Here is a 25,092-nt window from a genome sequence, read left to right as displayed (position 1 = left end):
CCGATGAACCGGACCGGCTCCCGCCGTTTCGGCGAAGGAGAATTATGTCCATAGACACCGATCCCGCACCACGGACGTCGCCGTTCCGCGCAGGAATCCCCGAACTGTTCGCCGTCATCGGCCGCCACGACTTGCCCGCCTCGGTCGTGGTTTTCCTTGTCGCACTACCACTTTCGCTAGGAATCGCGGTGGCCTCCGGCGCACCCGTCGCCGCGGGTCTGATCGCCGCCGTCGTCGGCGGCGTTGTCGCGGGGCTGCTGGGCGGCTCCGCGGTGCAGGTGAGCGGGCCGACCGCAAGCCTTACCGTCGTCGTTGCCGAGAGTGTGCACCAATTTGGTTGGACAGCAACCTGTTTCATCACCGCAGGTGCGGGGGTGCTGCAAATCCTGTTCGGCTCGAGCCGGGTTGCGCGCGCCGCGCTCGCCATCACGCCGGTCGTGGTGCACGCGATGCTGGCGGGCATCGGCGTCATCATCGCGTTGCAGCAGGTGCACGTGTTGCTCGGCGGCAACTCGTTGAGCTCCTCCTTTGCCAGCATCGTCGCCCTGCCGAACCAGCTGATGTCGGTGCATCGCGGGGACCTGGCAGTCGGTGTGGTCGTCATCGTCATCCTCATCGCGTGGAAGTTCGTGCCGCTTCCGGTGCGCGTCGTACCAGGGCCGCTGGTCGCGGTCGTTTTCGCCACCGTCCTGTCGCTGGTGCTTCCGACGCATGTCGAGCGCATCGTGTTGAACGGATCGCTGCTCGATTCGATCGGCTTGCCCACGATTCCGTCCGGCAGCTGGTCGGCCGTCGCGGTGACGATGCTGACGATCGCGCTGATCGCCAGCGTGGAGAGCTTGCTTTCGGCCGTCGCGGTGGACAAGTCGCGCCCCGACAAGCCGACGAACTTCGATCGTGAACTCATCGGGCAGGGCTCGGCGAACGTGGTGTCCGGCCTGCTCGGCGGCTTGCCCGTCGCCGCGGTGATCGTCCGCAGCATCACCAACGCGCACGCTGGGGCGCAGACAAGGGCCGCGACGGTGCTGCACGGCATCTGGGTCCTGGTGTTCGCGGTCGCGCTGGCCGGGCTGGTTCAGCAGGTGCCGAAGGCGGCCCTGGCCGGATTGCTCATTCTGATCGGGGTGCAACTGGTGAAGTTGGCGCACATCCGGCTCGCGCGGCGCAACGGCGAACTGTATGTCTACCTGGCGACGGTGCTCGGCGTGGTGTTCCTGAATCTGTTGCAGGGCATGGTGATCGGTCTGCTGTTGTCGTTCGCGCTGCTGTTGTGGCGGGTGGTCAGGGTGACGATCATCGCCGAACCCGTTGCCGGCGAACGGCGTTGGGTGGTGACCATCGACGGCACCTGCACCTTCCTCGCGATGCCGAAGCTGACCGCCGAGCTGGCCAAGGTGGCATCGGGTGCCGAGGTCACCATCGAAATGACCGTCGACTTCCTGGACCACGCCACCTATCAGTTGATCACCGACTGGACTACTCAGCACGAATCCGATGGCGGGATAGTCGAATTCGTCGAGATCGGTAGCGCGAGGATGGCAGGGGCCGAAGCGGGCCCGCCGGAGCGCGGCCATTCGCGGCAGGTCATCGACGAAGCGATCGGGCCGTGGCGCCGCACCGGTATCAGGGAGGATCCGATCGCGGCGGGCATCGCGGCCTATCACCGCGGCCACGCCCATCTGATGCGGCCGCACCTCGACGGATTGCGGCACCGGCCCGACGCCGACACCTTCTTCCTGACCTGTGCCGATGCCCGCATCGTGCCCAACGTCATTACCAACAGCGGCCCCGGTGATCTGTTCACTGTCCGAAATGTCGGGAATCTGGTCCCGGCGGGCGGTAGCGATGTCTCGGTGGAAGCCGCCCTGATCTACGCGCTGGAGAAGCTGGATGTGCGCGCCGTGGTGGTGTGCGGGCATTCCGGCTGTGGCGCGATGGAGGCGTTGCACCGCGAGGTGCGGACCGGATGCGGCCTCGGCGATTGGCTCGAGCACGCGCGGCCGAGCCTGGACCGGTTCCGCCTCGGGCATCCGGTGGCCGACGCCGCCGCATTCGCAGGCTTCACCGAGGTGGACCAGCTCGGCATGGTGAATGTCGCGCTGCAATTGGAGCGGCTGTATGCGCACCCGGTGGTGCGGTACGGGATCGAAGAACGCGGTGTCGCGGTGTCAGGGCTGTTCTTCGATATAGCCACGGCCCGCGTCATCGAGGTCACCGTCGACGGGATCGCCGAGTTCGACGATGCGGGCAGCCGTGTCGCCGCGGAACCCGTATAGCGGTGGCGGTCGCCGGATGTGTTGAACGTCACGGCCCGGTCCGAATAACGGACCGGGCAACTTTCAGCGACTTCTCAGGCTTTGCTAAGTCTTTACCAATACCCTTGTTGGGATTTACATCTCGACCCACTGCTGTGTCGGGAACTGCTTCACCGCGAGATGCCGGTTCGCGTTCGAATGCCCTGCTGGACATATTGATCGTCAACCGACCTCGGCACCTGCCGAGTTCGGCGAAGGAGAGTCATGGCTGTCGAGAACGATGTAGCCACACCGCTGTTACCGTCCACTGAACCAGGGGAAGGTTCTGGATCTCGATCCGGCCGTTTGGCGTCTGTCCTACGCCACGATGTGCCCGCTTCGATCGTTGTGTTTCTTGTCGCGTTGCCGCTGTCCCTCGGCATCGCCCTCGCTTCCGGCGCCCCCGTGGCCGCCGGACTCATCGCCGCCGTTGTCGGCGGTCTCGTCGCCGGTACGCTCGGTGGCTCGGTGCTGCAGGTGAGCGGCCCCGCCGCGGGGCTTACCGTGGTCGTCGCCGAATCCATCAGCGAATTCGGTTGGCGTGTCACCTGTTTTATCGTGGTCGCGGCAGGTCTGTTACAGATCCTGTTCGGGTTCAGTCGCATCGCCAGGGCGGCCCTGGCTGTCGCCCCCGTCGTCGTGCACGCGATGCTGGCAGGTATCGGCATCACCATCGCGCTGCAACAGGTCCATGTGCTGCTCGGCGGTTCCTCGCACAGCTCCGCCTGGAAGAACATCAAAGAGTTGCCGGATCAGCTGATGAATTTGCATAGCGGCGATGCGTTCATCGGCGTGGTCGTCATCGCGATCATGCTCGGTTGGCGCTACCTTCCCGATCGCGTCCGCGCCATCCCTGGGCCGCTGGTCGCGGTATTCATTGCGACTGTGCTTTCCCTGGTGTTGTCGACAGGTGCCGAGCGCATTGTGCTGGACGGCTCGCTGTTCGACGCGATCGCGCTGCCGAGCCTGCCCAGCGGCGACTGGTCGGCCGTGGCGATCATGGTCCTGACCGTCGCGCTCATCGCCAGCGTCGAAAGCCTGCTCTCGGCAGTAGCCGTCGACAAGATGCATAGCGGCCGCCGGACCAATTTCGATCGGGAACTGATCGGGCAGGGTTCGGCCAACGTCGTCTCGGGTCTGCTCGGCGGCCTGCCGATCACCGGTGTGATCGTCCGCAGCGCCACCAACGCGCAGGCGGGCGCGCGCAGCCGGGCCTCGACCATCCTGCACGGCTTCTGGATTCTGGTGTTCTCGGTCGCGCTGGCCGGACTCGTGGAGCAGATTCCGAAGGCTGCCCTGGCGGGCCTGTTGATCGTGATCGGTGTCCAGTTGCTGAAGCTGGCTCATATCAAGCTCGCACAGCGCACCGGGGATCTGCTGGTCTATGCCGTCACGGTGGTCGCCGTGGTGTTCCTCAACCTGCTGGAAGGCGTGATCATCGGCCTTGCACTGGCCTTCGGGTTGCTGCTGTGGCGTGTGGTGCGGGTGGCGGTGACCGCCATGGAGATCCCGGGTTCGAAGCGGTGGCTGGTCACTATCGACGGTTCCTGCACCTTCCTGGCCTTGCCGAAGTTGTCCGGTGAGTTGGCGAAGGTGCCCGAGGGGGCGGAGGTTACCGTCGAGATGACGGTGGACTTCCTCGATCACGCAGCCTTCGAGGCCATCGAAGAATGGGTGCGTCAGCAGGAAAACAGCGGCGGCGCTGTCGATTTCGTGGAGATCGGCAGCGCGCGGATGGCGCATGCGTCGATAGCTCCGCCCGCACGTGGTCTCGGCAGGTCGGTGCTCGACGAGATCCTCGGTCCGTGGCGCGGAGACAAGAACATCGATCCGGTCACCTCCGGTATCGCGGCCTACCACCGCAGTCACGCGCATGTGGTGCGGCCGCACCTGGATGACCTGCACGATTCGCAGGACCCGGATTCGTTCTTCCTGACCTGCTCGGACTCGCGGATCGTGCCCAACGTCATCACCAACAGCGGGCCCGGTGACATGTTCACGGTGCGCAACGTGGGCAACCTGGTTCCGGAGTCGGGAGACGCGTCGGTGGAAGCCGCGTTGATCTTCGCGCTGCAGGAGCTGAACGTGCGCTCGGTCGTGGTCTGTGGCCACTCGTCGTGCGGCGCGATGAAAGCGCTGCACTCCGGGGCCGACACCGGCCCCGGAATCGGTCCGTGGCTGGCACACGCCGACCCGAGTCTCGAGCGCTTCCGCCTCGGGCACCCGGTGGCAGTGGCGGCAGAGGCCTGCGGGTTCGGTGCGGTGGACCAGCTCAGCATGGTGAACGTGGCGGTCCAGTTGGAGGTTTTGCACCGGCATCCCGCGGTGCGGGCAGCCGTCGCCGAGCGCGGCCTGACGGTGTCGGGCCTGTTCTTCGATATCGCGAGCGCGCGGGTCATCGAGATCACCATCGATGGGCTCGTCCAGATCGACGACATCGAGCAACGCAGCACACCCGAACTCGTTTGAGTTCGGACCCGACGAACCCGCCCTGGCCATGGTCCGGGCGGGTTCGTCAGTGCTGGAGGCGAATTCGGTGCCGCGGTATCGCTCGTAGGCTGGCAGGGTGAATACCGAGCTCGAACCGCGATCGACGACCGAACCGACCGGCTGGCGCGCCTTCCGTGCCCATCTGGCCGGGCGACCTACCCTGAACCTCACCTATCGGATCGGGGTAGCGGTGGCCGGCATCGCGGTGCTGACGCTCGGAATTATCGCGATTCCCTATCCAGGACCCGGTTGGGCGATCGTGTTCGCCGGCCTTGGCATCCTCGCCACCGAATTCGCCTGGGCCCGCCGGTCCCTGGACTGGCTACGAGGCAAATACCGGCAGGGTATGGCCTGGTACTCCAGCCGGGGTACGGCGATGCGGGTATTCGCGGCGGCGGCTACCTTTGCCCTTGTCGTCGCGACACTATGGATATTGGGAACATTCGGGTTGGTCGGCGGCTGGATCGGAGTCGAATGGCAGAGGTTGGACAGTCCCCTCTCATGGTGAACACGGTCCAAGGACGGACACTCACCCAACCGGACTGGCTCGCCGCGCGGATCGTGGAGATGGGCACATCCTGGGGGACCACCTCGCCACGTATCGCGGGCACCCTGTGGTGGTGCATGGCGGCCTCCGCGCTGGTGGAGCCGCTCGCGCGCGCCTACGCGCACGAGGAGAACGGGCAGCCGCCGGTGCTCGACCAGCTCGAATGCGCGGTGCGCCCCGACGGCGGAGTCGAGCGCATCCAGGTCACCGCCCCCCGCGACGACGCTGTCGAATGCGGCGTCGCGCTGCGGGAAACCCTTGCCGCCGTGATCGCGCCGGTCGCCGAGGTATCGGGTGCGGGCGCGCCGTCGCTGTGGGCGATCGTGGCCGATGCGATCGGCAACCGCGCGCTGGACGCGGGCGCGCCCGCGGCGGGCACCCGCCTCGCCGCCGAGGTCGCCGACAAACTGCCCGCGCCCCGCTTCGTGGAGATCGGCGGCCGCACCTTCGTGCGTCGTATCTCCTGCTGCCTTGTTTTCGAGGTGCCGGGCTGCGAAATGTGCACCAGCTGCCCCAAACGCCCCGCCGCCGAGCGCAAAGCCCTGCTCGAGCAGCTGGCCGCGGAGAGCTGACAGGGAGCGAGGCGGGCTGCGCGCAGCCGCCATCGTGCCGATAGCATGGTCGCGCTGGAGCAAATTGTTTCCGGCCGATGACACGCGGGAACAAGCCCGCTCACCAGAACGCCAAGGAGTTCGCAGCCGTGACCACCTCAGCCCCCATCAGCCCAGTCGCCCTCGTCCGGGTGCAGGCCGGGACGACGGCGGGCGCCGCGGTGCGCGAAGCGGGCTTGCCGACCAAGGGGCCCGACACCATCGTCGTCGTTCGCGACGCCGATGGCCTCAAGGATCTGTCCTGGATCCCCGACGCCGACGTCGAGGTGGAGCCGGTCGCCGCCAACACCGAAGACGGCCGCAACGTGATCCGCCATTCCGCCGCGCACATCCTCGCCCAGGCGGTACAGCAGGAATTCCCCGGCGCCAGGCTCGGTATCGGCCCCTTCATCAAGGACGGCTTCTACTACGACTTCCAGGTCGACAAGCCGTTCACCCCCGAGGATCTGGCCAAGCTGGAATCCAGGATGAAGAAGATCGTCAAAGGCGCGCAACGCTTTTCGCGGCGCGTGGTCGAGATCGACGAGGCGCGTATCGAGCTGGCGAAGGAGCCGTTCAAGCTCGAGCTGATCAACGATAAGTCCGGCATCGACGACCCCGAGGTGATGGAGGTCGGCGGCAAAGAGCTGACCATCTACGACAACCTCGATCCGCGCACCGGCGAGAAGCTGTGGGGTGACCTGTGTCGCGGCCCGCACATCCCGACCACCAAGTTCATCCCCGCGTTCAAGCTGACCCGTAGCTCGGCCGCCTATTGGCGCGGTGACCAGAGCCGCGAGGACCTGCAGCGGGTCTACGGCACCGCGTGGGAGTCGCAGGAAGCCCTCGACGAGCACATGCACCTGCTCGCGGAGGCTGAACGCCGCGACCACCGCAAGCTCGGCCTCGAGCTGGACCTGTTCAGCTTCCCCGACGAACTCGGCTCCGGCCTGCCGGTGTTCCACCCCAAGGGCGGCATCATCCGTAAGGAGATGGAGGAGTACTCGCGCCGCCGCCACGTGGCCGCGGGCTACGAGTTCGTCAACACCCCGCACGTCACCAAGGGGCATCTGTTCGAGGTCTCCGGCCACCTGGACTGGTATCGCGACGGCATGTTCCCCCCCATGCACCTGGATGCCGAATACAACGAAGACGGCACCGTCCGCAAGCCGGGCCAGGACTACTACGTCAAGCCGATGAACTGCCCGATGCACAACCTGATCTTCCGGGCCCGCGGGCGGTCCTATCGCGAACTGCCGCTGCGGATGTTCGAATTCGGCTCGGTGTACCGGTACGAGAAGTCCGGTGTCGTGCACGGGCTGACTCGGGTGCGCGGCATGACCCAGGACGACGCGCATATCTACTGCACCAAAGAGCAGATGCACGCAGAGCTGACCAGCACCCTGGAGTTCGTCCTCGGTCTGCTGAAGGATTACGGCCTCGACGACTTCTACCTCGAGCTCTCGACCAAGGATCCGAAGAAGTTCGTCGGCTCCGATGCGCTCTGGGAAGAGGCGACCGAGACCCTGTCCAAGGTGGCCTCGGCCTCCGGGCTGGATCTGGTGCCCGATCCCGGCGGCGCCGCCTTCTACGGCCCAAAGATCTCCGTGCAGGCCAAGGACGCACTCGGGCGCACCTGGCAGATGTCGACCATCCAGCTGGACTTCAACCTGCCGGACCGGTTCAACCTCGAATACACCTCCTCCGACGGCACCAAGCAGCGTCCGGTGATGATCCACCGTGCGCTGTTCGGCTCGATCGAACGCTTCTTCGGCGTGCTCACCGAGCACTACGCGGGCGCTTTCCCCGCCTGGCTGTCGCCGGTGCAGGTTGTCGGCATCCCGGTCGCGGAAGCCTTTGCGCCGCACCTGGATCGCGTGATCGAACTGCTGCACGACGAAGGCATCCGCGCGCAGGTCGACCGCAGCGACGACCGGATGCAGAAGAAGATCTTCAACAACACCGCGCAGAAGATCCCGTTCATGCTGCTCGCGGGCGAGCGCGATGTGACAGCGGACGCGGTGAGCTTCCGATTCCGCGACGGCACCCAAGTCAACGGGGTGCCGGTCGCCGCGGCCGTCGCCACCATCGTGGCGTGGATCGCCAACCGGGAGAACGCTTCACCGACCGCCGAGGGCTTCGAGGTACTGACGGAGAAGGGCTTGGCATGAGCGAGCGTGCGAGCGAACGATGGGCACAGCCGAGCTGCTCGCTCGTGCCGGAGCTGAGCGTCAGCGAGGCGCAGGTATGAGCGAGCGCACGGTGCCGGACGGGCTCGCGGATACCGCGGAACCGACCGCGCAGGGGAGCATCGTGGATACCGGGGCCGGCGATCCGGACCGGTTGCAGCGGCTGTGGACGCCGTATCGGATGTCCTACATCGCGGAGGCGGCCGCCTCCACCCCCGAAGACGCGACCGGGCACCCGTTTACCGATATCCCCAAGATGTCGGACGAGGACGGGCTCGTCATCGCACGCGGTGAAGTGGTCTACGCGGTACTCAACCTGTATCCGTACAACCCGGGGCACATGATGGTGGTGCCCTACCGCAAGGTGGCCAATCTCGAAGACCTCACGCCCGCGGAGAGCGCCGAGCTGATGGCGTTCACCCAGCAGGCCATCCGGGTGATGAAGCAGGTCTCCAGGCCCGCCGGATTCAATGTCGGCCTGAATCTCGGCGGCGTGGCGGGCGGTTCGCTCGCCGATCACCTGCACCAGCACATCGTGCCGCGCTGGGGCGGGGACGCGAACTTCATCACCATTGTCGGCGGGGTGAAGGTGATGCCCCAGCTGCTGCGCGAAACCAGGGCCCTGCTCTCCGAAGCGTGGAAAGGGGTCGAGTAGGTGCTGAGCTTCTTCGGCCGCGAGGCGTTTTCCAAAGCGACTGCGCCGCTGGGTAAGGCGCTTGTCAAGACCGGGCTCACACCTGATGCGGTGACCGTGATCGGCACGGTCGCCTCCGTCGCGGCCGCGGTCACCCTGTTTCCCACCGGACACCTGTTCTGGGGAACCATCGTGATCTGGCTGTTCGTCATGTTCGACATGCTCGACGGCGCCATGGCCCGCGCGCGCGGCGGCGGCACGAAATACGGTGCGGTACTGGATGCCACCTGCGATCGGGTCGCCGACGGTGCGATCTTCGCCGGGCTGGCCTGGTGGGCGGTGTACCACGAGAACAGCAAGCCGCTCTTGGCCGCGACGCTGGTGACATTGGTGACCTCGCAGGTGATCTCGTACGCGAAGGCGCGCGCCGAGGCGAGTGGGCTGTCCGCGGACGGCGGCCTCATCGAGCGGCCGGACCGGCTGGTCATTGTGCTTGTCGGCGCGGGATTGACCGGCATAGGCGGTTATTGGGAGGTCGAATGGCTCACCTATGCCGTGTATGTGGCGATGTGGATTCTCGCGGTGCTCAGCATCGTGACCGTGCTTCAGCGGGTGCTCGCGGTGCGCAGTTCGCCCGGCGCGCGTGACGTGATCCCGCCGTATCCCGCGGCGGAATCCCAGGAGCCCGCATGACCAACCGCGCCAGGGCTTTCGGTCGCACCATCACAGGTGTCAGAGCAATGCAAGGGTGGTTGTGAGTATCGGGGAACGGCTCGGCGCCGCGGGCTACGCGTCGGGGTGGCGGCTGGTGCGCGCACTGCCGGATTCGACCGCGCGCAGGTTGTTCGATTGGGGTGCCGATCGCGCGACGCGCAAGGGGGGCCCGGAACAGCTGCGGCGCAACCTCGCTCGGGTGACGGGTGTCACGCCCGAGCAGGTGCCCGACGAGCTGCTCGCGGCGAGCATGCGTTCCTATGCCAGGTACTGGCGCGAGGCCTTCCGGCTGCCGTCGATGGACCACGTGGCGCTCGGCACGAAGCTGAGCGTGGACGGGGTGGAAAACCTGGAAGCGGCGCTGGCGCGGGGGCGCGGCGCGGTCTTGGTGTTGCCGCATTCCGGGAACTGGGACATGGCGGGGGTTTGGCTGGTGCAGAACCACGGTGGTCTGGCGACCGTCGCGGAACGGCTGAAACCGGAGTCGCTGTTCGAGCGTTTCGTCGCCTACCGGGAAAGCCTCGGTTTCGAGGTGTTCCCGCTGACCGGTGGCGAGCAGCCCCCGTTCGTCGAGCTGGCATCGCGGCTGCGGGAGAACAAGGCGGTCTGCCTGATGGGGGAGCGCGACCTCACCGGTCGCGGTGTCCCGGTGACCTTCTTCGGCGAGACCACTTGGATGCCCGCCGGCGCGGCGAAACTGGCCATCGAGACCGGTGCCGCGCTGATCCCGGTGCACCTGTGGTTCACCGTCGACACCGACGGTAACGAGGGATGGGGCATGAAAACCGAAGCTCCGCTGGATGTTTCAGGCGGTGTGGCGTCCGCGACGCAGCTGTTGGCCGATCGGTTCGCAGCGAACATCGCCGAGCATCCCGCCGACTGGCACATGTTGCAGCCGCAATGGGAGAACGACCTGTCACCAGAGCGCCGCGCCAGGATTGCCGCGGCGCAGGCCGCCCTCGACGGCAATGGAGACCACACACCATGAAAATCGGCATGGTCTGCCCGTATTCGTTCGATGTCCCCGGTGGGGTGCAGGCGCATGTGGTGGAACTGGCACGGGTGTTCATCGAACGCGGCCACAAGGTAAGCGTGCTCGCTCCCGCCTCGGAAGACACTCCGCTGCCCGACTTCGTGGTGTCCGCGGGTCGTGCGGTCGCGATTCCCTACAACGGGTCGGTGGCGCGGCTGTCCTTCGGCCCCATGGCCTACACCAGGATTCGGCGCTGGATCGACGGCAACGACTTCGACGTGCTGCACATCCACGAGCCCAACGCACCGAGCCTGTCGATGCTCGCATTGAAGATCGCCGAGGGCCCGATCGTGGCGACTTTCCACACCTCGACCACGAAATCGTTGGTGCTCAGCACCTTTCAGGGCGTGCTTCGGCCTTATCACGAGAAGATCAGCGGCCGGATCGCGGTGTCGGAGCTGGCACGCCGCTGGCAGGTCGAGGCGCTCGGCTCCGATGCGGTGGAAATCCCGAACGGCGTCGACGTGCCCGCCTTCGCGCGGGCGCCGATGCTGCCCGGCTATCCGCGGGCGGGTGGAACGGTGCTGTTCCTCGGCCGCTACGACGAGCCGCGCAAGGGAATGGAGGTGCTGCTCGGCGGGTTGCCCGCACTGGTTGGTAAGCATCCCGACCTCCAGGTCCTCATCGTCGGACGCGGTGACGAGGAGCGGTTGCGCCGTGAGGCGGGTCCGCTCGCCGGGCATCTGCGCTTCCTCGGGCAGGTGTCGGACGAGGAAAAGGCCTCGGCGATGCGCAGCGCTGATGTGTACTGCGCGCCCAATCTCGGCGGCGAGAGCTTCGGCATCATCCTGATCGAGGCGATGGCGGCCGCGACGGCGGTGGTGGCAAGTGAATTGGATGCCTTCCGCCGGGTGCTGCGCGACGGTGCCGCCGGTGTGCTGGTGCCGGTGGGTGATTCGGATCGGCTAGCGGGCGCGATCGACGACTTGCTCACCGATGACATCCGCAGGGAAGCGATGGTGCACAGCGCGACCCAGATCGTCGGTGAGTACGACTGGCCGGTGGTCGCCGAACAGATCTTGCGGGTCTACGAGACGGTCACCGTCGGCGACGTCCGAGTGCGGGCCGCGGGATGATCACTTTCTCCGCTACGACGGTTCTCGTACTCGCGCTGATCGCGGCGGTCGTCATCGCGATCGGTATCTGGGCCTACTCGACGGCCAACCGCCTCGACCGGCTGCACGTGCGCTCCGATCAGTCCTGGCTTGCCCTGGATTCGGCGTTGGCGCGGCGTGCGGTGGTCGCCAGGTCGATCGCGATCGGAATGGCGGGACCGACGTCCGATCCGGCGTCGGGCGATCGGGCCAAACTCCTTGCCACACTGGCCGATCGGGCCGAACGTGCGGGTCGCGCCGACCGCGAAACCGTCGAAAACCAGCTCTCGGCAGCACTTTCCGCGATCGACATCGCCCAGCTGCGCCCGCAGCAGGTCGCCGAACTCGCCGACGCCGAAGCGCGGGTACTGATCGCGCGCCGCTTCCACAACGACGCGGTCCGCGACACCCTGTCCCTTCGCACCCGGCGACCGGTGCGCATCCTGCACCTCGGCGGCCTCGCGCCGCTGCCGACCTACTTCGAGATCACCGAGCGCGCCACCCCCGCCGCGTCGACCGGGCTCGCGGTCGACACCATCCGCACCTCGGCGCGAGTGGTGCTGCTCGACGAGCAGAATCGCGTGCTGCTGATGCGCGGCCACGATCCCAAGACACCGGACATCTCGTTTTGGTTCACCGTCGGTGGTGGCGTCGAACCGGACGAGACCCTGCGCACCGCCGCCGTACGCGAGCTGTGGGAAGAGACCGGCCGCCGTGCCGACCCGGCCGGACTGCGCGGCCCGATCTGGCGTCGCGTCGCGGTGTTCCCGTTCGACGGCGACCTGATCCGTGCCGAGGAGCTGTTCTTCGCACTGCGGGTCGAGGCCTACGAACCGCAGCCGGGCGACCCGACCGCGGTGGAACGCCGCTGCATCACCGGCAATAAGTGGTGCACCGCCGCGGACATCGTCGCGTTGGATCAGTCCGGTGAAACCGTCTACCCCTATCACCTGGACCAGCTGATGTCCGAGGCCGCGGCAGTTGTGTCGAGCGGCTCCGACCCCGAGGTTCGTTCGATCCGCTAGTAGATCGAATGCCCTGGTCACCCCGTATTGTCAGTCGCCGACCGCGGTGCGCTGCCGATCACACTGCCCTGTGATGTGTTTCACGATCGTGATAGCGTCGCGACTGGATTGAGAAGGCCTGGGTAGTGCTAACCGGAGGCACCCGGAAACCCGGTGTCGTAATCCCACCGAGGTGGGGTGAATCATTGGTGCGTGGAGGTAAGTAGTACATGTCCTACCTGTTGTTCGATTTCCTCTTGCCGTTGATCGGTCCCACCGCAGCGGAGTATTGGGCGCAGTTGCTGGTAGTCAGCCCGATCTGATCATGAACTCGGAATTCGCCGGGCCGACGAAAGTTCTCGTCGGCCCGGCGAATCCGTATCCGCACCCGGCGGCCATGGGTCCAGTACGGCGGGTTCGGGGGGAGACCTCCTGGTCGCGGCAAGGCCAGTGGTGTTCAACTGGCTATCAAGTGGCCTGATGGGCACGCCTAGAATCGGTGCTGTTCCGTCCATGCGATCCGATTGGCGCACATGACCCAGGAGTTTGCCGTGACCACCCCCGAGACCACCAACACCATCGGCACCGCGCGCGTGAAGCGCGGCATGGCCGAGATGCTCAAGGGCGGGGTGATCATGGATGTCGTCAACGCCGAGCAGGCCAAGATCGCAGAGGACTCCGGTGCCGTCGCGGTGATGGCGCTCGAGCGAGTCCCGGCCGATATCCGCGCCCAGGGTGGCGTGTCCCGGATGAGCGACCCGGACATGATCGACGGCATCATCGCCGCCGTCTCCATCCCGGTGATGGCCAAGGCTCGCATCGGGCACTTCGTGGAGGCGCAGATCCTGCAGAGCCTCGGCGTCGACTACATCGACGAGTCCGAGGTGCTGACCCCGGCCGACTACGCCAACCACATCGACAAATGGAACTTCACGGTCCCCTTCGTCTGTGGCGCCACCAACCTGGGCGAGGCGCTGCGCCGGATCACCGAGGGCGCGGCCATGATCCGTTCCAAGGGCGAGGCGGGCACCGGTGACGTCTCCAACGCCACCACCCACATGCGCAAGATCCGCGGCGAGATCCGCAAGCTGTCCTCGCTGCCCGAGGACGAGCTGTTCGTGGCCGCCAAGGAGTTGCAGGCCCCCTACGAGCTGGTCAAGGAGATCGCCACGACCGGCAAGCTCCCGGTTGTGCTGTTCACCGCCGGCGGCATCGCCACCCCCGCCGACGCCGCCATGATGATGCAGCTCGGCGCCGAGGGCGTTTTCGTCGGCTCGGGCATTTTCAAGTCCGGCAACCCCGCCGAGCGCGCGGCCGCCATCGTCAAGGCCACCACCTTCTACGACGACCCGGACGTGCTGGCCAAGGTCTCGCGCGGTCTGGGCGAGGCCATGGTCGGCATCAACGTCGAGGAGCTCCCGGTCGATCACCGGCTCGCCGAGCGCGGTTGGTGACCTCCGTTCGGCCTTGCTGAACTATCGCTACGAGCGGGGACTCAGCACAGTCCCCGCTCGTGCGCGTATCCGGCGGCCTGCGCAAGGCGTGGGCGGGTGCACAGCCGGTAACGTTTGATCGGTGGAGTTGCGGCAGCTGCGGTATTTCGTGGTGTTGGCGGAGGAATTGCACTTTCGCAGGGCCGCGGAGCGATTGTTCATTTCGACGCCGACACTGAGCCAGCAGATCAGGGTGCTGGAGCGGGAGATGGGTGGGCCGTTGCTCACCAGGGAGCCGCGGGTCGAGCTGACGCCTGCCGGCGCGGTGTTGTTCCGTACTGGCAAGGACGTGCTGGGTTCGGTGGACGAGGCGATTCGTGAGACGAGGCGCACGGCGAATGCTGGTGCGTCCGTTCTGCGTTTCGGCCTGTTGAACGGGGTGCCGCCGTGGATTCCGGCACGGATCGAGGAGATGCTCGGCGCTCGAATGCCGGGCACACGGATGGTGCTCACGGGAGGCACCACGGCCGATCAGGTTCGACTCCTCGACGACGACGAGGTGGACCTCGCGCTGGTGCGTGCGCCGGTGGTCTTGCCGGACCGCTTCGACCAACAGCCGGTCGCGCGAGAGGAACTCGGCGTCCTGATGTCCACCGCACATCCGTTGGCCACCGTTGACGAGATCGAGCCGACGGATCTCACGGGCCAGGAGCTGATTCTTTTCGCGCGGGATTCCGCCACCGGTCTGCACGATGAGCTGCTGCGCGAACTCCGAGAGGTCGGCGGCGAGGTCCGCCTCAGCGACAGCGCCATGGGTCACGCCCAGATGTTGGCCGTTCTTCCGCTGCGACCGGAGGTGATCGGCTTGAGTTCGGCGCGGCCCGCCGAACTCCCCGGCCTCGTGTGGCGTCCATTGCGTGGCGCACCGCTGGTGGTCACGTATGCCGCCGCATGGCGTTCGGCCAGCAGGAACCCCGCAGTGCGGGTATTGGTCGACGCACTGGCCCGTCGACCGCTCACCGCTCCAGGCTGACGACCCTGCGGCGGACCACACCGTGGTCTTATCGCGGCCACAGAGTTGTTGGATAGCTTAGGGATTCGATGCCCGGCTGCCCTCGACGCGGGCGTTCGTGCCGCATCGGTGTCGGGTGATACGCGACCAATCGAACGCGAAGGACGAGCAGTTGAAGCTCCGTAGAACTGGACAGATCACTATCGGCGCTGTGGCGATCGCGGCAATGCTGAGCCTGTCCGCGTGTGGCAGCGATGATCCCCAGGATCCACCGAAGCCGTCCCGCACCACGACCTCTGCGGTAGCCAGCGCGAACCTTCCTCCGATCCCCACCGTCGACGAATTGAACACGGCGCTGACCCGGGCACTGGATACCTCGGTGTCGAGCGCGGACAAGCTCGAACTGATCCAGGGCGCGGCGGCCGATCCGGACCTGCCCGGCCGCTTGGCCGAGGCAGCCAAGGGCGCCAACGTGCAGATCATGGTCACCGATGTGACCGCCTTCGGCGACAGCGTGAACGCCAAGGCGAAGTTCGTGATCAACGGCCAGGAGAACATCGTCGACGTGCCGTTTATCGCGGAAGACGGCAAGTGGAAGGTGCAGAAGGCGTGGTCGTGCACCATGCTGACGAACTTCGGTGAGCAGTCGGTCGCGTGCAGCTGATCTGACTTGCCACCGACCGGGGTTGCCGTGCACGCACCCGAACAGTTCCGCCCCGACCTGCGCCGTTAGGTCGGGGCTAACGCGAATTCGCTAGTGCGACATGGACGCTCGGGCTGTTCGGTGGTCGGGTGGAGTCATGACAGAAAACATGACAACTCCCGAACGCGTCGTCATCATCGGCGGCAGCTCCGGCATGGGACTGGCGCTGGCCGCCGCGTTGGTCGGCACGGGCGCGGAGGTCACCATCGCGGGCCGATCGGCCGCGCGTCTCGCCGACGCCGAACGCACCCTGCCCGAAGGGCCCGGCAAGGTGCGTTCGGTCGTCGCCGACATCACCCGCGAAACCGATCTCGAGCAATTGTTCACCGAGGTCGGCCAGGTGGACCACGTGGTGATCACCGCGGCGGACGCCAACGGCGCCTACCAGCCCATCGGCTCCTTCGACGCCGAGATCGGCCGAAACTTCTTCGAAGCCAAAGTGATCGGCCCGGCGCTCGTCGCCAAGCACGCCCAGCTCGCTCCCGGCGGCTCCCTCACCTTCACCTCCGGCATCGCCGCCTACCGCCCGGCCGCCGGCGCGTCCGTTGTCGCCGCCGCCAACGGAGCCCTGGCCTCCCTGGCCTACGCCCTTGCCGTCGAACTGGGCCCCCTCCGCGTCAACGTCGTCTCACCGGGCTGGATCGACACCCCGATATGGGACACCATCGCAGGTCCCGCCAAAACCGAACGCCACCAGCAAATGGCCGCCCGCCTCCCGGTCGGCCGCATCGGCCGACCCGACGACATAGCTCGAGCCATGCTCACCCTCATGCACAACCCCTACATCACCGGCACCGTCCTCCACGTAGACGGCGGCCACCGCCTCACCTAGCTCTATACCCGCGCCCGGGTGGCACCTCGGAGCAGTTACTCGGGCGCGGCTATCGAGGTGGTTCGGTGCGCAGGGCTGGGCGATGAGGGTGGTCCCAGCGAACGAAGAAGGTTGGGGGCTCTGGGTTTTCGCTGTTGTGACGCAGTAGGGCGGGGATGGTCCAGTGCTGGTCGGGTGGGGTGGTGCGGCGCAGGGCCGGTTCGGACATGTCCAGGCGGAGGGTGAGGTCGAAGGGGAGGGTGCGGCCGAGGAGCATGGGGCCCGCGACGAGGATGACGGTGGCGGGGCCTGCCCGGCGGATGGTCGCGCGGGCCGAGCGGTCGGTGTGTTCGTCCCAGAGGGCGGGGAGCCAGCGGGCGGTGTCGTGGAGGGCGTCGACGACTTCGCGGCGCAGGGCTCCGTAGTCGAACCAGGCTGTGCGATAGGACAACTCGTCGTCGCGGCCGAACTCCATACGCAGCGACGCCGGGCGGACGTAGTCGTGCAGGGAGACGACGTCGGCGGCGCGGCCGGTGTCGCGCAGGGCGGCGGCGATAACGGTCGCGAGAGGGGTCGGTGCCGCGGCGTCGGCTCCATCGATCGCGATCACCAGGCGGCCCGGCAGTTCGAGGATGCGGTGGGTCATCAGCTCGATGAGGCCGTCTCGGGTGATCGCTGCGAACTGTGGCACCCGCCAATCACAGCAAACCCGGAGCGGGTCGGCGTGGCCGCCCGCCGGATGGAAGGCGACCGGCCGAGCGGGAGCTGTGGGCGGCGGCGGGATAATGTCAGCTCATGGCGACAATCGAAGAGGCGCTGGAAATCGAGCGGCTCGAGCGGGACATCTTTCGTGGTGCTTCCACGAAGACCCAGCTTCCGCGCACGTTCGGCGGACAGGTTGCCGGCCAAGCGTTGGTGTCGGCGGTACGCACGGTGGAGGCGCGGTATCAGGTGCATTCGCTGCACGGGTATTTTCTGCGGCCGGGCAATCCCGACCAGCCGACGGTGTACCTGGTCGAGCGGATCCGCGACGGCCGGTCCTTCTGTACTCGCCGGGTGACCGGCGTTCAGGACGGTGCCGCGATATTCACTATGTCGGCGTCGTTCCACACCGGCGACGAGGGCCCGGAACATCAGGACAAGATGCCTGCCGTGCACGCGCCCGACGACCTGCCCGACGCGAGCATCACCATGAGCCCGGAGCGACTGTGGGCGATGCGGGAGTGGGAGCACTGGGATATCCGGACGGTGCCGCAGGACAGTGTGGCACCGCGCGACGGCATGGTCTCCCAGCAGCAGGTGTGGTTCCGCTACCGGCATCCGCTGCCCGACGACCCGTTGTTCCACGTCTGCACACTCGCCTATATGAGCGACATGACGCTGCTCGGCTCCTCCAAGGTCACCCACCCCGACGAAGAGACCCAGAACGCGTCGCTCGACCACGCCATGTGGTTCCTGCGCCCTTTCCGCGCCGACGACTGGCTGCTCTACGACCAGTCCTCGCCCTCGGCGGGTTTCGGTCGCGCGCTGACCGGCGGCAAGATCTTCAACCGTGAGGGGCAAATGGTCGCCGCTGTCGTCCAGGAAGGGTTGATCCGTACTCTGCGCGCGCACTGAGCCGCGCGGCTACCCGGCAATCACTCTGCGACTGTCGCCGGTTGCGCGCCGGTCGACGCGGCCTTGACGAAACATCGACGGTCACCGTGAGCAGGGCCACATCTCGTCGGCTCGTAAGCTTTGCGGCGTGAACGCATCCTCTGTCGCCGCGCCCGCTACGGAAGCGCAACAGGCTTCTTCGCGGCCAACCATCGGCGTGCTGGCATTGCAGGGTGACGTGCGCGAACACGTCGCGGCGCTCACCTCGTGTGGTGCGCAGCCGGTGCTGGTGCGCCGCGCATCCGAGCTCGCCTCGATAGATGCGCTGGTGATTCCCGGCGGCGAATCGACAGCCATCAGCAAGCTGCTCGAGGTGTTCGAGCTGTTGGAACCGCTGCGCGCTCGGCTGCGTGCCGGCATGCCCGCCTTCGGTTCCTGCGCCGGGATGATCCTGCTCGCCTCCGAGGTGCTCGACACCCGCCCCGACGCTCAACATCTGTCCGGTATCGATATGACGGTGCGCCGCAACGCGTTCGGACGTCAGGTCGATTCGTTCGAGACCGATCTGGACTTCGCCGGCCTCGACGACGGCGCGATTCGCGCGGTCTTCATCAGGGCGCCTTGGGTGGAGCGAGCGGGCGACGACGTACAGGTCCTTGCCACGGTGCCCAGCGGCCCGTTCGCGGGCCGCATCGTCGCGGTCCGGCAAGGGAACGTGCTCGCGACGTCCTTCCATCCCGAGGTGACCGGCGACCTGCGGGTGCACCGGATGTTCGTGGATCTGGTTCGCGCCGCGTAGCGGAGTAAGCGCCTGCGCTCGGCTCGGTGCGGGCGGCGGTCGGACTTCGCCCGGCTGCGTACATTAGGCTGGAGTAGTTGTCTACCCGCCCGAAACGGGTACCGTGCGCACAATCAGACGTGCAGTCGACCTGGAGGAAGTAGGGAATGAGCGGCCACTCCAAATGGGCCACCACCAAGCACAAGAAGGCGGGGATCGATGCGAAGCGTGGCAAGCTTTTCGCCAAGCTGATCAAGAACATCGAGGTGGCGGCCCGCACAGGTGGTAGCGACCCGACCGGTAATCCAACACTTTTCGACGCCATTCAGAAGGCGAAGAAGTCGTCGGTGCCCAACGACAATATCGAGCGCGCCCGTAAGCGCGGCGGCGGCGAAGAAGCCGGCGGCGCCGACTGGCAGACGATCACCTACGAGGGCTATGGGCCCAACGGTGTCGCCGTGCTGATCGAGTGCCTCACCGATAATCGCAACCGCGCGGCGGGCGAGGTGCGTGTCGCGATGACCCGCAACGGCGGCAACATGGCGGACCCGGGTTCGGTGTCGTACCTGTTCCATCGCAAGGGTGTCGTCACGCTCGAGAAGAACGGTCTGTCCGAGGACGACGTCCTCACGGCCGTGCTCGACGCCGGTGCCGAGGACGTCAACGACCTCGGTGACAGTTTCGAGATCATCAGCGACCCCTCCGACCTGATCGCCGTGCGCTCCGCATTGCAGTCCGCCGGAATCGATTACGACTCCGCCGAATCCGGCTTTCAGCCGTCGGTATCGGTCGCGGTCGACGCGGACGGTGCCCGCAAGGTGTTCAAGCTGGTCGACGCGCTCGAGGACAGCGACGACGTGCAGAACGTGTTCACCAACGTCGACCTGTCCGACGAGGTCATGGCGGAGCTCGAGGACGAGTAGCTCCACCGGCTCGGCAGCAATGCTTCACGGTAGGTCGTAGCCGCCGTAATCGGGGCGGTCCGCAGCGCGGGCCGCCCCGAAGCATGTCGCTCGCCTGTGGTCACGGCACTGTGAGAACCAGTTTTCCGACGGTGCGGCCGCTGTCGCCGAGCGCGTGTGCCTTCGCGGCGTCTGCCAGCGGGAAGGTGCCCGCGATCGTCGGGCGCAGTGCGCCGGTTTCGGCGAGTTGCGCGAGGGCGGTCATGCCCGCGTGGTCGTCTTCCACCAGCATGCGGACCGCGCGCACGCCCAGCTTTTCGGCCTCGGCTGCCAGGTCGGCCGGGCCGAAGGCGCGCAACGAGATCAGCAGGCCGCCGGGGCGCAGGGTGGGCAGGGAGCGGAAGCTGTTGTCGTCGTCGATCGAGTCGAGCACCACGTCGACGTCATGCACGGCTTCGGCGAAATCTGTTGTGCGGTAATCGATCACCTCGTCGGCGCCGAGGGCGCGCAGGAAGTCGTGGTTGGGTGCACTGGCGGTGCCGATCACGTATGCGCCACGGGCCTTGGCGATTTGGACGGCGAAGTGCCCGACACCGCCCGCGGCGGCGTGGATCAGAATGCGATGCCCGGCGGCCAGTGCGGCGGTATCGACGAGGGCTTGCCATGCGGTGAGGGCGGCGAGGGGGATGGCGGCGGCCTGAATGTGGTCCAGCCCGGCCGGTTTCCGTGCGAAGGCGCGGGCGGGCCCGGTGGTGTATTCGGCGAGCGAACCGTGACCGTACGGGTAGGGGAGCATGCCGAAGACCTGGTCGCCCGGCGCGAAGAGGGTGACGCCGATGCCAGTGGCGACCACCTCGCCCGAGACGTCCCAGCCGAGCACGAACGGCGGCTCGGGCAGGAACAACCCCGCCTCGGCTCGGTGCCGCCAGTCGGTGGGGTTGAGTCCCGCCGCACGCACCCGAACCAGGATTTCGCCGGGGCCGGGCACCGGACGTGGCAGTCGCACCTCGGTCAGTACCTCGGGTCCGCCGAGGACATCCTGACTGATCGCGCGCATCGTGTTGGTTTCGTTCATGCACTCGACAATGCCTGTGACCGCCGATCGAGAAAATGGCACGATTGCCATTCTTCGATATGATCGTGCCATGGTGATGGATGCTCGGTCGAGTGCGGTGCCGCACCACGTTGTCGTATTGGCGCTGGACGGGGTGCATCCCTTCGAGCTCGGTATCCCGAGCAGGATCTTCGGCACCGTCCCGGACAAATACGAGGTCAGCACCTGCTCGGTCGACGGTGCTCCGGTGGCGACCAGCTCCGATTTCGCGATCACCGTCGAACTCGACAGCAGTGCGCTCGAGACTGCCGACACCGTGATCATCCCGGCCTGCGATATCGCGATGACACTCGATGGCGAGCTGCCATCGGCGGTATCGGACGCGCTCGCGCGTATCCGCTCGGGGACCAGAATCGTGTCCATCTGCACCGGCGCGTTCGTCGCCGCGGCTGCGGGACTACTGGACGGCAGGCCCGCGACGACCCATTGGAATCACGCCGAACTGTTCCACCGCACCTTCCCGAAGGTCCATCTCGACCCCGACGTGCTCTACGTCGACGACGGCGACCTCCTCACCTCGGCGGGCGCGGCGGCGGGTATCGACGTCTGCCTGCATCTGGTGCGCCGCGACCACGGCAGCGAAGTGGCCAATATGGTGGCTCGCCGCTGCGTGATCCCGCCATGGCGAGACGGCGGTCAAGCCCAATACATCGAGCAGCCGGTCCCGGCATCGGTCTCCGCAGGCACCGCCACGGCCCGGCTCTGGGCGCTGGAAAACCTCGGATCACCTGTGACCATGGACGATCTCGCCACCCGCGCCCGCATGAGCAAGCGCACCTTCGCCCGCCGCTTTCGCGACGAGGTCGGCATGAGCCCCGGCCGCTGGCTCATCCAACAGCGCATCTTCCGCGCTCGCGACCTCCTGGAATCCACCGACCTCCCGATCGACCGCATCGCAGGCGAGGTCGGCTTCGCCACCGGCGGCTCCCTGCGCCAACACCTGCACGAAGCCATCGGCGTCTCGCCCCGCACCTACCGCCGCACCTTCCGCCCCGATCCGCTCGAGAACCCCGCCGAGCGCGGTTGACGCTCCCACCTCGCTGTCGGCACACCGACACTCCAGCGCCGTGGTCGGCGAACCGCGCGGTCGGCGAAACAGAGCAGCTTCAGCAGCTCAACTGAGCACCGCGCCGCCATCCAGGGTGAGTACGGAGCCGGACCTGGGACGACCAGACCACCGCGATCCATGACGGCCGTGTCGACGTCAGCTTCGTCCGTCTTCCGATCGGCGCACAGGGCCTGTCCGTTAGACCGCTGTGCACCGAACCGCGCGTCGTGGTGGTCTCCGCCGACCACCGGCTGGCCGGCAAACAAACCGTCGACGTCGCCGACCTCGCCGACGAACATCTGTTGCAGAACCCCGACCTGGTGTCCGAATGGCGCGATGTCGCCAGCGAGCTGCGGATCGGGGGGCGGGATGTGCCTGTCTTCCATAGCGTCGAGGAGAAGCTGGAACACGTTGCCGCGGGCCGCGGCATCATCTTCTTGCCACTGTCGGTCATGACTTTCTACACACGTCCCGACATCGCCTACCTCGCAGTGTCCGATATCGCGCCCAACCAGGTGAGCGTGGCTTGGGGCGCCGACCGGCACAGCCCACTGATCGAGGAGTTCGCCGACCTCGCCACCGACCTGGCGCCACCCGTTACGCATGAGGGGCGTTGAGGCCGCCCCCGCGAGTTGGCTTCGCGAATAGTCTTGCGCCATCCGGCAGGGCGTGCTGCTCGACCGCCCGCTGATCGGTCAGGTCGAGCCGGGTACCGGAAGTCCGACACGAGCGGTGATCCAGGGGAGCGACGCGGTGAATGCCGCGGCCGCGAATTGCCAGGTGTGCCCGCCCTGGGTGGTGTGGATCGTGCAGTCGATGCCGACCTCGCGGCCTTGGTCGCACAGCTTTTCGGCCGCACCGACCTCGCCGGTGTCGGGCACGCCGTCGTGACCGCCCATGCCCGCGGAGTCGTCGTCGGCCGCCGGTCGCGGGTGGCCGCCGGTCCTGGTGTGCGGCGGCGGGGTCAGGTCGTCGAAGAGTCCGGCGGTGCCGGTGTACCGACCGTGTGTCTTCATGACCGTGAGCGGGTCGAAAGCCGCCCAGCGTTCGGCATCGCCGCCGAATAGACGGGCGATGGTCTGCTCCTTGGTGCCGGAGACCGGCCCGATATCGCCGGCGATATCGACGAAGGTGCGCACGAGCTCCGGGTGCATGACCGCAAGATCCACCGCGCAGGTGCCGCCCATCGACCAGCCGACCACCGCCCACTTCGCCGGATCCGCCGATGCGCCGAACGTGGACTCGATATAGCTGGGCACATCACGGGTGAGGTGATCGGCGGCGTCGCCGCGTGGGCCGTTCACACACTCGGTGTCGTTGTTGAAACTGCCGCTGGAATCGACGAACACGAGGATCGGCGCGCGCCCGCCGTTGGCCGCGGTGAACTTGTCGACGGCGGGCATGATCTGGCCGCTGCGAACCCAGTCGGCGGGAGTATTGAATTCGCCGCCGATCATCATGACCACCGGCAGCTCAGGGGGAGTCGGCCCGGCGAACCATGCGGGCGGCAGGTACACGTATTCGCTGCGATGCGGAAAACCGCTCCCCGTGTCGGGGATTCGGACCGGCACGATCTTGCCGGTGGTGACGTCGGTGCCGCGCAGCGCGGGCAGCGCGTCGAGGTCGGTCTGCTGTGGTAGCGGACCGGCGGTGAGCGCACTCCACGCGGACTGCACGGTCGGGTAGTAGCCGACCCACTGGTTGAGCACGATGCCTGTGCTCAGCATGGCCAGCGGAACCGCGAGGATCGACACCCCGCGCCGCCACCACCGCGCGCTGCGCCAGCCGAGCACCGCGACCGCGATCGCCGCAACGCTCACGCCGATACACGCCCACAGCAGCAGCGGTGCCGGATCCGACGCCAACCCTTGATCGTTGACGTAGACCCACGCGGCGACCGCACCCGCGATACCCGCCACGACGCACACCGGCGCCAGCGCAAGACGCCAGCGACGCGTGCGCCACCCGACGGCCACGATGAGCACGGCGACCGCCACCAACTCGATGGTCAGTGGCAGCCAGCCGTGCAACACCGATAGTCCGTGATGAAAGGTGCTCTGGTAGTTGGGGTTCAGATCCGCCGAAGGAAGCTGCGGCGGTTGCGGCACGGGGGTGACAGGCGCGGCGAGCGGCGCTCGAAGAACGGGCACCTATGGGATTGTCGAGGTCATTGCTCGAGACGAGCTGTGAATTCGCTCCGGTGACACTGTGACTGCCCCTGGGTCACTCGGCGATCTCGGTGCGAAAGCTCCACTCATAGACAGGGAGGCTGCCATCGGGGGTGTCCTGGTGCCTGGAGGTGACCTTGAAATGCTCGTAGCCGCCCTTGAACGCGACCTTGAGTTCGATCCCCGGAGGTGTGATGGGAACGATGCGGGCCTGCAAGTCCTCCGGCCCGCCCTCGAGGACTGCCTTAACAGAGTTGCTCATCTTCGGATCGTAGGGGCATAGCCATACCGAATCAGACGATTCCCCGAAACCATCGGCCTGTGGCGCGTCGCCTCGCAGACAGATTCCGATCGTGATCGCGCCGGTGCGTGGTGCCATCGCGCAAGGTGGGGCCGGACCGGGGCGCGTGCGGTGAAAACATGTCGGTGGGTTCTGTCATGGTGGTGGCGTGACGAATACCCAAGAGCCGTTTCGGGTTCGGATCGAGGTCCGCGTGTCCGACCTCGACCTCCAGCAGCATGTCACCGGCGCCGCTTACCAGCAGTTCGCCGACCACGCGCGGTTCTCGTGCGTGCAGGCGGCCGGAATATCCGTCGAGGACCTACTGAGCTCGGGCCTGGGGCCTGTCAATCTCGAGACGGTGATCAAGTATCACCGTGAGCTGCGTGCCGGTGACTCGGTGGATGTGTCGTGCTCATGGATATGGGGCGAGGGCAAGACCTACCGTGTCGAGCACTCGTTCACCCGATCCGACGGTGAATTGTCGGCGACTATCACCTTTGTCAGCGGCCTACTCGATCTTCGGACGCGGCGCCTGGTGGCCGATCCCGCGCACGAATGGGCCTCGCGCGCCACCGAACCGGCACTGCTGGGCCTCGCGCCCTCGGCGCGCTGACCACTGCTCTCGAAATCGTCCTTCGCGCCGTGTCGCTGTCGG

General features: G+C 66.8%; 23 protein-coding genes and 1 pseudogene. 20 read left to right on the top strand and 4 right to left on the bottom strand.

Annotated elements, in window-relative coordinates; translation table 11 throughout:
* Positions 1–44: 44 nt before the first annotated feature.
* The 14 genes from ACLMAJ_RS27570 (at position 45) to ACLMAJ_RS27505 (ending at position 16,569) form a co-directional block, all read left to right on the top strand.
* A complete protein-coding gene (locus tag ACLMAJ_RS27570; protein ID WP_412016759.1) occupies positions 45–2,276 on the top strand; it encodes a SulP family inorganic anion transporter in 2,232 nt (743 codons plus the stop codon).
* A gap of 243 nt (positions 2,277–2,519) precedes the next feature.
* Positions 2,520–4,763: a SulP family inorganic anion transporter gene (locus ACLMAJ_RS27565; protein WP_412016758.1), complete on the top strand. Its 2,244-nt coding sequence runs from the start codon at positions 2,520–2,522 to the stop codon at positions 4,761–4,763.
* A gap of 97 nt (positions 4,764–4,860) precedes the next feature.
* On the top strand, positions 4,861–5,292 hold the full coding sequence (locus ACLMAJ_RS27560; RefSeq protein ID WP_412016757.1) for a TIGR02611 family protein: 432 nt from the start codon (positions 4,861–4,863) through the stop codon (positions 5,290–5,292).
* Positions 5,286–5,903 (top strand): (2Fe-2S)-binding protein, encoded by a 618-nt coding sequence (locus ACLMAJ_RS27555; protein WP_412016756.1) that lies wholly within the window; start codon positions 5,286–5,288, stop codon positions 5,901–5,903. The genes ACLMAJ_RS27560 and ACLMAJ_RS27555 overlap by 7 nt, the downstream gene beginning before the upstream one ends.
* 128 nt (positions 5,904–6,031) lie before the next feature.
* The gene (gene thrS, locus ACLMAJ_RS27550) at positions 6,032–8,092 is read left to right on the top strand and encodes a threonine--tRNA ligase (protein ID WP_412016755.1); all 2,061 of its coding nucleotides are present in this window, start codon (positions 6,032–6,034) and stop codon (positions 8,090–8,092) included.
* Between the two features lie 76 nt (positions 8,093–8,168).
* Positions 8,169–8,765 carry an ATP adenylyltransferase gene (locus ACLMAJ_RS27545; protein WP_412016754.1) on the top strand — a complete coding sequence of 199 codons (597 nt, stop codon included), beginning with the start codon at positions 8,169–8,171 and terminating at the stop codon, positions 8,763–8,765.
* Entirely contained in the window at positions 8,766–9,437 is a 672-nt protein-coding gene (gene pgsA, locus ACLMAJ_RS27540; protein WP_412016753.1) for a phosphatidylinositol phosphate synthase, read from the top strand.
* Between the two features lie 61 nt (positions 9,438–9,498).
* A complete protein-coding gene (locus ACLMAJ_RS27535) occupies positions 9,499–10,446 on the top strand; it encodes a phosphatidylinositol mannoside acyltransferase (protein WP_412016752.1) in 948 nt (315 codons plus the stop codon).
* A complete protein-coding gene (locus ACLMAJ_RS27530; protein WP_412016751.1) occupies positions 10,443–11,567 on the top strand; it encodes a glycosyltransferase family 4 protein in 1,125 nt (374 codons plus the stop codon). Before ACLMAJ_RS27535 ends, ACLMAJ_RS27530 begins: the two co-directional genes overlap by 4 nt.
* Complete coding sequence (locus tag ACLMAJ_RS27525) at positions 11,567–12,610, top strand: NUDIX hydrolase (RefSeq protein ID WP_412016889.1); 1,044 nt, start codon at positions 11,567–11,569, stop codon at positions 12,608–12,610. The genes ACLMAJ_RS27530 and ACLMAJ_RS27525 overlap by 1 nt, the downstream gene beginning before the upstream one ends.
* Positions 12,611–13,140: 530 nt before the next feature.
* On the top strand, positions 13,141–14,043 hold the full coding sequence (gene pdxS / locus ACLMAJ_RS27520; RefSeq protein ID WP_412016750.1) for a pyridoxal 5'-phosphate synthase lyase subunit PdxS: 903 nt from the start codon (positions 13,141–13,143) through the stop codon (positions 14,041–14,043).
* A gap of 121 nt (positions 14,044–14,164) precedes the next feature.
* Positions 14,165–15,055, top strand: coding sequence for a LysR family transcriptional regulator (locus ACLMAJ_RS27515; RefSeq protein WP_412016749.1), 891 nt, complete (start codon positions 14,165–14,167; stop codon positions 15,053–15,055).
* A gap of 190 nt (positions 15,056–15,245) precedes the next feature.
* Complete coding sequence (locus tag ACLMAJ_RS27510; RefSeq protein ID WP_412016748.1) at positions 15,246–15,698, top strand: WKL family lipoprotein; 453 nt, start codon at positions 15,246–15,248, stop codon at positions 15,696–15,698.
* Between the two features lie 136 nt (positions 15,699–15,834).
* The gene (locus ACLMAJ_RS27505; RefSeq protein WP_412016747.1) at positions 15,835–16,569 is read left to right on the top strand and encodes an SDR family oxidoreductase; all 735 of its coding nucleotides are present in this window, start codon (positions 15,835–15,837) and stop codon (positions 16,567–16,569) included.
* Positions 16,570–16,618: 49 nt separating this feature from the next.
* Here ACLMAJ_RS27505 and ACLMAJ_RS27500 read toward each other — a convergent pair whose 3' ends face one another.
* The gene (locus tag ACLMAJ_RS27500; RefSeq protein ID WP_412016746.1) at positions 16,619–17,239 is read right to left on the bottom strand and encodes a nucleoside/nucleotide kinase family protein; all 621 of its coding nucleotides are present in this window, start codon (positions 17,237–17,239) and stop codon (positions 16,619–16,621) included.
* 104 nt (positions 17,240–17,343) lie between these two features.
* On the opposite strand from ACLMAJ_RS27500, the gene ACLMAJ_RS27495 reads away from it, so the two are divergent.
* The 3 genes from ACLMAJ_RS27495 to ACLMAJ_RS27485 all read left to right on the top strand — a co-directional run bounded on the left by ACLMAJ_RS27495 (position 17,344) and on the right by ACLMAJ_RS27485 (position 19,845).
* Positions 17,344–18,165 (top strand): acyl-CoA thioesterase, encoded by an 822-nt coding sequence (locus tag ACLMAJ_RS27495; RefSeq protein ID WP_412016745.1) that lies wholly within the window; start codon positions 17,344–17,346, stop codon positions 18,163–18,165.
* Positions 18,166–18,292: 127 nt separating this feature from the next.
* Positions 18,293–18,943 carry a pyridoxal 5'-phosphate synthase glutaminase subunit PdxT gene (pdxT, locus tag ACLMAJ_RS27490; protein WP_412016744.1) on the top strand — a complete coding sequence of 217 codons (651 nt, stop codon included), beginning with the start codon at positions 18,293–18,295 and terminating at the stop codon, positions 18,941–18,943.
* A 146-nt stretch (positions 18,944–19,089) separates the two neighbouring features.
* Positions 19,090–19,845, top strand: a complete 756-nt coding sequence (locus ACLMAJ_RS27485; RefSeq protein ID WP_412016743.1) for a YebC/PmpR family DNA-binding transcriptional regulator — start codon at positions 19,090–19,092, stop codon at positions 19,843–19,845.
* A gap of 100 nt (positions 19,846–19,945) precedes the next feature.
* Here the strand turns inward: ACLMAJ_RS27485 and ACLMAJ_RS27480 are convergent, their stop codons facing one another.
* The gene (locus tag ACLMAJ_RS27480) at positions 19,946–20,899 is read right to left on the bottom strand and encodes an NADP-dependent oxidoreductase (protein ID WP_412016742.1); all 954 of its coding nucleotides are present in this window, start codon (positions 20,897–20,899) and stop codon (positions 19,946–19,948) included.
* Positions 20,900–20,969: 70 nt separating this feature from the next.
* Here ACLMAJ_RS27480 and ACLMAJ_RS27475 point away from each other — a divergent pair, with 70 nt between their 5' ends.
* The gene (locus tag ACLMAJ_RS27475) at positions 20,970–21,965 is read left to right on the top strand and encodes a GlxA family transcriptional regulator (RefSeq protein WP_412016741.1); all 996 of its coding nucleotides are present in this window, start codon (positions 20,970–20,972) and stop codon (positions 21,963–21,965) included.
* Between the two features lie 137 nt (positions 21,966–22,102).
* Positions 22,103–22,603, top strand: a pseudogene (locus ACLMAJ_RS27470) (LysR family substrate-binding domain-containing protein); the annotation flags it as partial.
* A 78-nt stretch (positions 22,604–22,681) separates the two neighbouring features.
* Here ACLMAJ_RS27470 and ACLMAJ_RS27465 read toward each other — a convergent pair.
* Together ACLMAJ_RS27465 and ACLMAJ_RS27460 are read right to left on the bottom strand one after the other, a co-directional pair.
* Positions 22,682–24,136, bottom strand: a complete 1,455-nt coding sequence (locus ACLMAJ_RS27465; RefSeq protein ID WP_412016740.1) for an alpha/beta hydrolase — start codon at positions 24,134–24,136, stop codon at positions 22,682–22,684.
* A gap of 73 nt (positions 24,137–24,209) precedes the next feature.
* On the bottom strand, positions 24,210–24,416 hold the full coding sequence (locus ACLMAJ_RS27460) for a DUF5988 family protein (RefSeq protein ID WP_412016739.1): 207 nt from the start codon (positions 24,414–24,416) through the stop codon (positions 24,210–24,212).
* A 187-nt stretch (positions 24,417–24,603) separates the two neighbouring features.
* Between ACLMAJ_RS27460 and ACLMAJ_RS27455 the strand changes: the two genes are divergently transcribed.
* On the top strand, positions 24,604–25,050 hold the full coding sequence (locus ACLMAJ_RS27455) for an acyl-CoA thioesterase (RefSeq protein ID WP_412016738.1): 447 nt from the start codon (positions 24,604–24,606) through the stop codon (positions 25,048–25,050).
* Positions 25,051–25,092 lie beyond the last annotated feature (42 nt).

Source organism: Nocardia arseniciresistens, from assembly GCF_046764875.1.
Lineage (GTDB): Bacteria > Actinomycetota > Actinomycetes > Mycobacteriales > Mycobacteriaceae > Nocardia > Nocardia arseniciresistens.
The sequence above is the reverse complement of the archived record's forward strand: the minus strand, read 5'-3'. Positions and strand labels throughout refer to the sequence as shown.